This window comes from Pseudomonas sp. P5_109 (assembly GCF_034009455.1).
Classification (GTDB): domain Bacteria; phylum Pseudomonadota; class Gammaproteobacteria; order Pseudomonadales; family Pseudomonadaceae; genus Aquipseudomonas.
Window position 1 is genome coordinate 4,855,440 of record NZ_CP125380.1, and the last position, 10,889, is coordinate 4,866,328.

General features: G+C 62.3%; 9 protein-coding genes. 5 read left to right on the forward strand and 4 right to left on the reverse strand.

Annotation, left to right across the window (positions count from 1 at the left end):
- The first annotated feature begins 264 nt into the window (after window positions 1–264).
- From QMK54_RS21635 to codA, 4 genes are all read left to right on the forward strand, one after another.
- On the forward strand, window positions 265–1,344 hold the full coding sequence (locus tag QMK54_RS21635) for a patatin-like phospholipase family protein (protein WP_320401310.1): 1,080 nt from the start codon (window positions 265–267) through the stop codon (window positions 1,342–1,344).
- Window positions 1,345–1,419: 75 nt separating this feature from the next.
- Window positions 1,420–1,776, forward strand: a complete 357-nt coding sequence (gene queD, locus QMK54_RS21640; RefSeq protein WP_003223505.1) for a 6-carboxytetrahydropterin synthase QueD — start codon at window positions 1,420–1,422, stop codon at window positions 1,774–1,776.
- A 202-nt stretch (window positions 1,777–1,978) separates the two neighbouring features.
- Window positions 1,979–2,809: an alpha/beta hydrolase gene (locus QMK54_RS21645; protein ID WP_320401311.1), complete on the forward strand. Its 831-nt coding sequence runs from the start codon at window positions 1,979–1,981 to the stop codon at window positions 2,807–2,809.
- A gap of 182 nt (window positions 2,810–2,991) precedes the next feature.
- The gene (gene codA / locus QMK54_RS21650) at window positions 2,992–4,236 is read left to right on the forward strand and encodes a cytosine deaminase (protein ID WP_223594957.1); all 1,245 of its coding nucleotides are present in this window, start codon (window positions 2,992–2,994) and stop codon (window positions 4,234–4,236) included.
- A 119-nt stretch (window positions 4,237–4,355) separates the two neighbouring features.
- On the opposite strand, the gene QMK54_RS21655 is transcribed toward codA, so the two are convergent.
- A complete protein-coding gene (locus QMK54_RS21655; RefSeq protein WP_320401312.1) occupies window positions 4,356–5,348 on the reverse strand; it encodes a diaminopimelate epimerase in 993 nt (330 codons plus the stop codon).
- A gap of 165 nt (window positions 5,349–5,513) precedes the next feature.
- On the opposite strand from QMK54_RS21655, the gene QMK54_RS21660 reads away from it, so the two are divergent.
- On the forward strand, window positions 5,514–6,665 hold the full coding sequence (locus QMK54_RS21660; RefSeq protein WP_223594965.1) for an MFS transporter: 1,152 nt from the start codon (window positions 5,514–5,516) through the stop codon (window positions 6,663–6,665).
- Between the two features lie 100 nt (window positions 6,666–6,765).
- On the opposite strand, the gene QMK54_RS21665 is transcribed toward QMK54_RS21660, so the two are convergent.
- The 3 genes from QMK54_RS21665 to QMK54_RS21675 form a co-directional block, all read right to left on the reverse strand.
- On the reverse strand, window positions 6,766–9,189 hold the full coding sequence (locus QMK54_RS21665; RefSeq protein WP_320401313.1) for a TonB-dependent siderophore receptor: 2,424 nt from the start codon (window positions 9,187–9,189) through the stop codon (window positions 6,766–6,768).
- Window positions 9,190–9,287: 98 nt separating this feature from the next.
- Complete coding sequence (locus tag QMK54_RS21670) at window positions 9,288–10,271, reverse strand: FecR family protein (RefSeq protein ID WP_320401314.1); 984 nt, start codon at window positions 10,269–10,271, stop codon at window positions 9,288–9,290.
- Window positions 10,272–10,311: 40 nt separating this feature from the next.
- Window positions 10,312–10,812: a sigma-70 family RNA polymerase sigma factor gene (locus QMK54_RS21675; RefSeq protein WP_320401315.1), complete on the reverse strand. Its 501-nt coding sequence runs from the start codon at window positions 10,810–10,812 to the stop codon at window positions 10,312–10,314.
- Between the last annotated feature and the right edge of the window lie 77 nt (window positions 10,813–10,889).

A 10,889-nucleotide genomic window follows, 5' to 3' on the forward strand; every position in this document is an offset into this window, starting at 1 on the left:
GTCACTACCCGATGACCGGGTCTAATTCCAGAGCGAAAACCACAATGGTATCAGCGTTGCGTCGGGGGGCCAGGCGAGCCACCTTAACCCGCTGAACTTAATTGAAACTGAATTGCCATCATTGCTGACACCTCAACCCCCTGTGGGAGCGGGCTTGCTCGCGAAGAGGCCGTGTCAGTCGCCATCAATGTTGACGGTCACACCGCTTTCGCGAGCAAGCCCGCTCCCACATAATCTGCCCGCTGAACAGACTTCGAGACTTTAATGACCGCCATCCACATCAAGTTCCCCTCCCTGACCCTCAAGGCCGGTCCACGCGCCTTTGCGCGCATCCGGGACAACGGCTTGAACGCCGCCGAGGTCGGCACCCTGCCTGGCGCGGCCGGTGGTCCGAAGGCGCTGGGGATTCAGGGTCTGGACCTGGCGCTGTTCGGCGAGTGGCTGCCAGCCGCACCGCGGGAGCGCTCGCTGATTGGTGCATCGGTAGGTTCCTGGCGCTTCGCCAGCGCCTGCCTGCCGGACGCCGCCGAGGGCATCCGGCGTCTCGGGCAGCTGTACACCGAGCAGAATTTCGCCAAGGGCGTGACCATGGCGCAGATCAGCCAGAGCTCCCGGCGCATGCTCGATGACCTGCTCGACGGTCGCGATGCCTCGATCCTGGCCAACAGCGATTACCGCCTGAACATCATGGTGGTCAAAAGCCACGGCCTGCTCGCCGACGATCATCGCGGACGTCTTGGGTTGGGCCTGTCCTCGGTCATCGCCGACAACCTGCGCGGCCGGGCGCGGCTGGCCCGGCACTTCGAACGCCTGATCATCCACGACCCGCGCCTGGCGCCGCCGGTCGACGCCTTGAACGACTTCCCGTCGCGCTTCGTCGCCCTCGATGCCGGCAATTTGCGCCAGGCCCTGCTGGCTTCGGGCTCGATCCCGATGGTGATGCAAGGCGTGCGCGACCTGCCGGGCGCCGGCGCCGGCACCTTCCGCGACGGCGGACTGCTGGATTACCACCTGGACCTGCCTTACAGCGGCAACGACATCGTGCTTTACCCGCATTTCACCGACCGGGTGATTCCCGGCTGGTTCGACAAGACCCTGCCGTGGCGCCGCGCCTGCCCGACACGCCTGCAAAACGTGCTGCTGCTGGCGCCGTCGAAGGAATACCTGGCGCGCCTGCCCTACGGCAAACTGCCGGACCGCAACGACTTCAAGCGCTTCATGGGCGACGCCCCGAGCCGGCAGAAATACTGGCGCACGACCATGGAAGAAAGCCGCCGCATGGGCGACGAATTCCTCGAACTGGCCGCCAACGGTCGCCTCGGCGAGCACTTGCTGACCCTTTAGTCAGGACAAGCTGGTAAACTCGCCGCCTGCCCGAATCGCTGCGGCGAACGCCACCTGAACAGAGCTGAAAACACTGTGGAAATCTTCAAGGAATTTACTTTCGAATCCGCCCACCGCCTGCCCCACGTACCGGACGGCCACAAGTGCGGGCGCCTGCACGGTCACTCGTTCAAAGTGGCAATCCACCTGAGCGGCGACCTCGACCCGCACACCGGCTGGATCCGCGACTTCTCGGAAATCAAGGCAATCTTCAAGCCGCTGTACGAGCGCCTGGACCACAACTACCTGAACGACATTCCCGGCCTGGAAAACCCGACCAGTGAAGTGTTGGCCAAGTTTATCTGGAATGAGATGAAGCCCCTGCTGCCGGAGCTCAGTGCGATCCGCATCCACGAGACGTGCACCAGCGGTTGCATCTATCGCGGCGAATAAAGACACCGCCCCCTTGTAGGAGCGAGCTTGCTCGCGATGGACGCCAGAGCACCGCTGGCTGCCAGATACCACGCGTAATCGTTGACGTTCTTCGCGAGCAAGCTCGCTCCTACAGTTGGTCAGAGAAATAAAGAACAGCCTTCATCGGCTGTTTTTTTATGCCTATGCTTTTCCCCTCTCCCCCCTCCAAGAGGACAGGTCCATGACTGACTGGCCGCTGGATCAGGTTTTTGCCTTCAATGGACATCAGGTGCGCTATGCCATACACGGCGACGGCCCGCCGCTGGTGTTCGTGCATGGCACACCCTTTTCTTCTTACGTGTGGCACCGGATCGCGCCGTATTTCACGGCGACTCACCGCGTCTACTACTTCGATCTGCTGGGTTATGGGCAGTCGGCACAACCCGACGCCGATGTCTCGCTCGGTGTGCAAAACCAGTTGTTGGCACAACTGCTGGAGCATTGGCGCCTGGATCGCCCCGACGTGGTGGCCCACGACTTCGGCGGCGCTACTGCCCTGCGCACGCACCTGCTCGACGGCAAGGATTACCGCAGCCTGACGCTGATCGACCCGGTAGCGCTGACGCCCTGGGGTTCACCGTTCGTGCAGCATGTGCGTCAGCATGAAGCGGCGTTCAGCGGACTGCCCGATTACATTCAGCGAGCCATCGTACCGACCTATATTCGCGGGGCGATCAAGCGCGAAATCCCCGACGCCGAACTCGCCCCCTACGTTCTGCCGTGGCTGGGCGATCCCGGGCAAGCGGGGTTCTATCGGCAGATCGCGCAGATGGACGAGCGTTATACCCGCGAGGCCGAACGTTTGTATCCGGCGATTCGCTGCCCGGTGCAGATTCTCTGGGGTGAAGACGACCAGTGGATTCCCATCGAACGCGGACGGGCCTTGCAGCAGATGATTCCCGGCGCGCAGTTTCATCCGATTGCCAACGCCGGTCATCTGGTCCAGGAAGATGCGCCCGAAGCGGTCGTTGCCGCTCTGCTGCGTTTTTTGCCCCTCCAACTATCTACCTGAACAAACCCAACCCCCTGTGGGAGCGGGCTTGCTCGCGAAAGCGCCAGCACATCCGGCATCTATGTAGCTGACACACCGTCTTCGCGAGCAAGCCCGCTCCCACATTTTGAACTGGCGGGGACCGCCGCCACCGAGCTAACGTAAGGAGATTGCCTAAACGATTCGCCAAAAGGATCTGCCCGATGCACATCATCAACGCCCGTCTGCGCAACCAGGAAGGCCTGCATGAGTTGAACCTGGAAAACGGTCTGATCAGCAGCATCGCCCGCCAGACCGAGGCCCCGACCCTGGGCCCTGGCGATCTGGATGCCGGCGGCAATCTGGTGGTGCCGCCCTTCGTCGAGCCGCACATCCACCTCGACGCAACCCTGACCGCCGGCGAGCCGCGCTGGAACATGAGCGGCACGCTGTTCGAAGGCATCGAGTGCTGGGGCGAGCGCAAGGCGACCATCACCCAGGAAGACACCAAGGCCCGGGCCAAGAAAACCATCCAGGCCCTCGCCGCCCACGGCATCCAGCATGTGCGCACTCACGTCGACGTCACCGACCCGCAACTGACCGCGCTCAAGGCCATGCTCGAAGTGCGCGAGGAAAGCCGGCACCTGGTCGACCTGCAAATCGTCGCGTTCCCTCAGGAAGGCATCGAGTCGTACCACAATGGCCGCGAGTTGATGGAAGAAGCGATCCGCATGGGCGCCGATGTGGTCGGTGGCATTCCGCATTTCGAATACACCCGCGATCAGGGCGTCAGCTCGGTGAAGTTCCTCATGGACCTGGCCGAACGCAGCGGCTGCCTGGTGGACGTGCATTGCGACGAAACCGACGACCCGCATTCGCGCTTTCTCGAAGTGCTCGCCGAAGAGGCCCGCAGCCGCGGCATGGGCTCGCGGGTCACGGCCAGCCACACCACGGCCATGGGTTCCTACGACAACGCCTACTGCGCCAAACTGTTTCGCTTGCTCGGGCATTCGGGGATCAGCTTTGTCTCCTGCCCCACTGAAAGCATCCACCTGCAAGGTCGCTTCGACAGTTTCCCGAAACGCCGGGGCGTGACCCGGGTCAACGAGTTGCTGGAAGCGGGGATGAACGTGTGCTTCGGCCAGGACTCGATCGTCGATCCGTGGTACCCGCTGGGTAACGGCAACATCTTGCGGGTACTGGAGGCCGGGCTGCACATCTGCCACATGCTCGGCTATCGCAACCTGCAAAGCGCGCTGGACCTGGTGACGGACAATAGCGCCAGGGCCATGAACCTCGGCGAGCGTTATGGCCTGGAGCGCGGGCGGCCGGCGAATCTGCTGATTCTGTCGGCGGACAGCGACTACGAAGTGATCCGCAGCCAGGGCTTGCCGCTGTACTCGGTGCGCGAGGGCAAGGTGTTGATGAAGCGGACGATGCCGGTGGTGGAGTTTAGTGGGCTGGGCTGAAACTTGCACTGACTGGACTGGCCCCTTCGCGAGCAAGCCCGCTCCCACAATTGACCGAGTTGTCCAGACAAACGCGGTTAAATGTGGGAGCGGGCTTGCTCGCGAAGGCTATCTTGAAATCAATCGATTAACCGAGCCGTACCAAACAAGCTGACCCGACTCAACTCCCCCAACTCTTCCTCCAGCAAGATCGGCGCCGTGCCACCGGGCATCGTCACCTTCACCTCCCCGGCGCTGACCCAGCCCACCCGCCACGCCGCACTGGCCACCGCACTGGCGCTGGTCCCCGAGGATGCCGTCGGCCCCTCGCCCCGCTCGAACACTCGCGCAGCGATGTGCCCTTCGGACACTCGCATTGCCCATTGCAGATTGATCCCCGCCGGACAAGGTTTGCCTGCACCCACCGGCATGGCGTAGGCGATTCGCATCAACCCTTCACCCAGCGCCGGTTCCCGCATCTGCTCGTTGCTCGGCAGATCCTCGGCACGTTCCACCAGCGTCACGCAATGCGGATTGCCAACCCGCGCGAACTGACTGCGCGACCATGCGCCATTGAGTGCCGCCAATGGTTCAACGTGACTGAGTTCACGACCGTTGAACACCACAGCCTCAACCCCGTCGGCACTGACCGCTGCCGGCCCGAATCCCGGCTGCCCCAGATCTAGCCAGAAACCGTGCACGTCATCGACCTGCGCGGCTTTCACGGAAGTCTGCCCCGGTGAAGGCGTATCAGCCTTGTCGTGATGAACCCTGAGCAGACAGGCTTCGTCCTTCGGCAACAGCCCTTGATCGCTCAGTGCCTGGGAAAAGATCGTCAACCCGTTGCCACTGCGCTCGGCCAGGGTGCCGTCGGTGTTGACGATCAACAGGTCAAAGGGTGGCGACGCCTGGAAAGGTCCGACCAGCAAACCGTCGCTGCGATGATCCTTGCTGCCGGGTGGTTGAGTGCCAGGCGCCCAGCTGCAGCACGCCTCGATGGCGGCAAGCGCCCAGGCTTCGAGGGTTTGCGCGGCCTGGCTGGCCTGATCGGGCAAGTCGATGCCCTGGTGGCGCAGTTCTTGCGGCGCTACCACGATGTAAATATTGCCCCGTGCATCGTACCGCTGCGCCATGGCGCCCTCCGTGTGTCATTGGAATGGCTCAACATATCGCGAAAAACAGCGGCGCTGTGCAAGGATGTCGCCCTGTTTGACCGTAAAACTTTCCGGGCACTGATCGAACCCTCGCCGGCCGATCACTGTCCGTTGAGGACGCGACGCTTTTTGCCAAGGATTGTTATGACCAGCCTCAACAGCCAAACCACTTTCGTTCCCGGCCGCCTGGAACAGATGTCCACACGCATCGGATTTTTTATCGCCGGGGTCGGCATCGCCGCGTGGGCGCCGCTGGTGCCCTATGCCAAGGCCCGGGCCGGACTGGATGAAGGCACCCTGGGATTGTTGCTGCTGTGCCTGGGGGTCGGTTCGATCCTGGCGATGCCGTTGGCCGGGATCCTGGCCACACGTTTCGGCTGCCGGCGGGTGACGACCGGCGGGGCTTTGCTGATCTGTGCCGCCCTGCCGTTGCTGGCCACGGTGTCGTCGATTCCGGCACTGATCGCCGCGTTGTTCATGTTCGGCGCCGGCCTGGGCACCGTGGATTCGACGGTCAACCTGCAAGCGGTGATCGTCGAGCGCGCCAGCGGCAAAAACATGATGTCGGGGTTCCATGGCCTGTTCAGCCTCGGCGGGATTGTCGGCGCGGCGGGTGTCAGCGGCTTGCTTGGCCTGGGGATTTCACCGTTGGGGGCCACGCTGGTGGTGATCGTGGTACTGCTGATCGCACTGGCCAAGGCCGTGCCACATCTATTGCCCTACGGCAGCGAGAGTTCGGGACCGGCGTTCGCGGTGCCTCATGGCATTGTCCTGTTCATTGGCGGGATGTGCTTTATCGTGTTTCTCGCCGAAGGCGCGGCGCTGGACTGGAGCGCCGTATTCCTGGCCCAGGAACGAGGGATCGACACGGCCTATGCGGGGCTCGGTTATGCGGCGTTTGCCCTGACCATGACGGCCGGGCGTTTGACCGGTGACAAAATCGTGCGACGACTGGGCGCGACGCGGGTGATTGTATTCGGCGGACTGACGGCCGCTTCAGGACTGTTTCTGGCGACGTTCGCGCCAAGTTGGGCGGCGGCGCTGGTGGGTTATGCGCTGCTGGGCGCCGGTTGCTCGAACATCGTGCCGGTGCTGTACACCGCTGTCGGCAAGCAGACGGTCATGCCCGAAAGCATCGCCGTGCCGGCCATTACCACCCTGGGGTATGCGGGCATCCTGGCAGGCCCCGCCGTGATCGGCTTCATCGCCCATGGCAGCAGCCTGAGCTTTGCCTTTGCCTTGATGGCGGTGCTGCTGGTGGCGGTGGCGATTGGCGGGAGAGTGTTGAAGGTCTGAGTTGTGGCGAGGGGGCTTGCCCCCGTTGGGCTGCGCAGCAGCCCTAAAAGAAGGCCTGCTACGCAGTCCAACGGGGGCAAGCCCCCTCGCCACAGGTCGGTTAGAACCCGACACTGGCCTGTACGAAGAACGTGCGCGGCGCGCCGACGTACATGCCCGAGTTGTTGTCGCTGGAGCGGGTGAAGTACTGCTTGTCGAAGATATTTTTCACCCCGGCACCAACCTTGAGGTTCGACACCTGCGGGCCAAAGTCATAGCCGCCACGTACGTTCCAGGTCACGTAACCCGGGATGTCACCGTACTGGCCGTCGGCGGTGCCTTCGGTGATGTAGTTGTTGCTGAAACTGCCGTCGGCGTTCACCGCGACACCCGGCGAGCGCTGCTGGGACTGGGCGAAGGCGTCGAGGTTGTAGGTCCAGCGATTGATGTCGTAACGCAACCCGGCAGTCGCTACCTGGCGCGAGTAGAACGGCAGGTCACGACCCTTGAAGTCCGGAATGTCACCTTCATAAACCGCGCGGGTGTAGGTGAAACCGGCATTGGCGGTCAGGCCCTCAAGGCGTGGGTCCAGTGCCGCCAGGTTGTAATGCACAGAGGTCTCGACGCCCCGGTGCGTGGTCGCGCCGAGGTTGGTCCAGCCCGCATCGTTGCTGATGTATTGCAGTTCTTTATCGAAGTCGATGTAGAACAGCGTGACTTCACCGCCCCACACATCATCGTTGTAGCGCGTGCCGATCTCGTAGGTCTTGGCTTTTTCCGGCTCCAGGCCATTGGCGGTGCTGTCGCCCGAGCCACCCTGGCCGAGCTGGAAGTACTGCAGGCTGCCGAACGAGGTTTCGTAGTTGGCGAACAGCTTCCAGGCATCGGAGATGTGATACATCACGCTAATCGCCGGCAATGGCTCGTTGCTTTCGATGCTGCGGTTTTTTTCCAGCACCGGTTTACCGGCAGTGTCGAGCACCGGGCGATCGTGCCAGTCGGTGCTGATGTGTTCGAAGCGAATGCCAGGGGTGACCGTCCAGTTGCCGACATCGATCTTGTTGTCGATGTAGACCGAGTTGGCTTCCGTACCACCGGTACGGTCCTGATAGACATGGCCATCCGAGGCCTTGGTCACAACCGGTTCATTGTTCACCAACGCCAGACGACTGGCCTCTTCGTGCATAGCCTCCTTCAGGTAGCGATAGCCGACACTGACTTCCTGGGTGGTCGGGCCGACGTCGAATACATGGGATACCCGAGGCTCGATACCCAGGGTGTAGTAGCTACGCGGGAACGAGCCGAGGGTCTTCTGATCACGTGCGGCGATGTTGCTGCCACGAAAACTGTCGGTGTAGTAAGTCAGCACTTCGGCTTGGGTACGGTCGTCGATCTGCCGAATCCACTTGAACGACACGTCCTTGCGGCGGCCGCTGAAGTTGTCGTTGTTGCGGTCGGACTGGAACGGGTCGGCGTCGTACTGCGCCTGGGTCAGGCCTCCGGGCATGTCGGCCTTGGCGTCGTAGTAGTGAAAGTTGAGGCTGAAATCATCGACATCGGTCGGCGCCCAATGGGTCTTGAGGATCACGTCGTCGATGTCGTTGCCGTTGTTGCTTTCACGGTAACCGTTGCCGTTCACGCCGGAGTACAACAGCGCCACGCCCATGCCGTTGTCGGCGGTGCCGCCCATGAACGCGGTGTCGATGTGCTTCCAGCCACCGTGCTGCGAAGTTTCCAGGGTGGTGCCGATTTCAGCCGAGGCTTGTTCCGGGATCGCGCGGGTCACGAAGTTGATCACGCCACCGACGTTTTGTGGTCCGTAGCGTACGGAACCGGCACCGCGCACCACGTCGATGCTGTCGAGGTTGCCGGAGGAAATCGGCGCCATGGACAGCTGCGGCTGGCCGTAGGGCGCGAACGCCGCCGGCACGCCGTCGATCAGCACCGTGGAGCGCGGCGACAGGCGCGAGGTCAGGCCACGCACACCGACGTTGAGGGAAATATCGCTGCCACCCGTACCATTGGCTTCTTGCACTTGTACGCCAGGCACGCGTTTCAACACGTCGCCGACGTTCATCGCGCCCTGCTCGATCATGGCTTCGCGGCGAATCACCGTCCGCGCGCCCGGGTGGTTCTGCACCACGGCGGCATCGGCATCGCCGAGCCAGTCGCCGACCACCTTGATGTCGGTCACGCCCAGTTCCAATGGACCGCCGGCCGCGGCAGTCGGCGCCAGCATCAGGGTCACCGAACCTTCATCGATCTGGTATTGCAGGCCGCTGCCTTGCAGCAACTGGCGCAGTGCGTCTTCCGGGGAAAGGTTGCCATCCACCGCCGGAGCCTGTTTGCCAGCGACCAGTTCAGGGCTGAAGAACACCTGAAGCGAGGTTTGCTGGCCCAACTGACTCAGGGCCTGCCCCAAAGGTTGCGCCGGGATGTGGATGCCGTCGGCCGCATAGGCCTGTGGCAACGCAACGTTGACGGCCAGCGCAAGGGCCAGCGACAACCAAGGGAGTTTGTTGTTTTTAGCGGTGGAGTTTTTCACGTCGAACGTAGTCCTGTGGATCGCAAGAGTGTGCGCTTGTTAATGCAAACCAGTTGCAGTTGAACAGGAAGACGATGAACTCGAAAAAAACCTGAATTTTATTTTGAAATAATTTCCTGGCTGCCATCGCCAAGGGTGCGCACGGCCACCGGCAGGATATTCGGCAAGGCCTTGAGCAGCGCGTCGGTATTGTCGGACTTGAACACACTGGTCAGGCGCAGATTGCCCACCGCCGCGTTGCCGACCTTCAGTGGCTTCTCCCGATACCGTGAGACCTGCTCGGCGACGTCGGCCAGGCTGACGTTGTTGAACACCAGTTTGCCGCTGCGCCAGGCGGTCATTTCCGCCGGATTGACGGCGTAGGCGGCGGCAACTTTGCCCAGGGCATCGACGTGGGTACCAAGACCTGCTGTCAGATTGATGAAATCGATGTCGGCGGCATCGCGCCCCTGGACCCTGACGGTGCCCTGCTCCACCACCACCCGGGTTTCGTTGGCGCCATGGCGTACGTCGAAGCGGGTACCGGTGACCGTGACCTTGCCGCTGCCCGCCGCGACCACAAATGGCCGACTGGTGTCGTGCTCGACGCTGAACATCGCTTCGCCTGCGGTCAGTTCAACGTTGCGTTGACCCTTTTCAAACCGCACCTGAATCCGGCTGCGGCTGTCCAGATCGACTTCCGAGCCATCCGGCAACGCCACATGGCGCCGCTCATTCAAGGCCGTTGAAAACTCGGCGGTGTAAGGCGCCGGATGGTTCAGAGCGCTGAACAGGCCCAGGCCGAGTGCCACCGCGAACACGCTGGCGGCCACCGCATAACGCAGCACGGGACGAGGTTTCTTCAGGGCTGGCGGCGTATCGCACAAGGCCCGCAAACGCGCCGCCGGCACCAGGTCGGCGGCGCTCCACAAATCCTGAAGCAGTTCGAATTCGTTTCGGTGCTGGGGGTGTTCGTCCAGCCAGGCCTGAAACCGGTGACGCAGTTCGACATCGACGACAGGCTCCTGCATACGCACAAACCACTGCGCCGCATCGTCGCGAACCGTCGTTTGCCCGCACGCACAATCACGAGTATCCATCATGGAAGTTCCTGTTTGGCCGGGGAGGAGAAGGCAGGGGCAATCATGATTGCAACCCGTCCAGGCGATCACGCAGATGCCGAAGCGTGCGGATCATATACTTTTCCACCATGTTCTTGGACAGTCCCAGGCGTTCGGCGATTTCGGCCTGGGTCAGGCCCTCGATTTTCTGCCAGACAAACACCTTGCGGCAGTTGACCGGCAGCTCGGTGAGCGCCCGTTCGATGGAATCCGCCAACTGGATCGCGTGCATGAAATGCTCCGGGTCGCCGGTCGGCGACTCACTGAGATCAATCGCCTCTGACTCCATGGCGCCCCGCCGGTCCTCACGCCGATACCCATCCACGGCGATGTTGCGCGCGGTCTGGTGCAAATACGCCCGCGGTTGCTCCACCGCCGCCGAATCGGACTCAAGCACCCGCACGAAGGTATCGTGGGCCAGGTCCTCGGCCTGCTGACGGTTTCTCAGGCGACGGGTCCAGGTGCCAACCAACTCTTCGTAATGTTCGAAAAAGCCGTGTCTGCGGGGCAGCTTGAGGGTCATTGCGGAGTGCTGTGGAGACGGGGCGTGAATAGTAATGCTTCCTATTAACTGGAAGCAATGCCTTACAGCCCCACGGT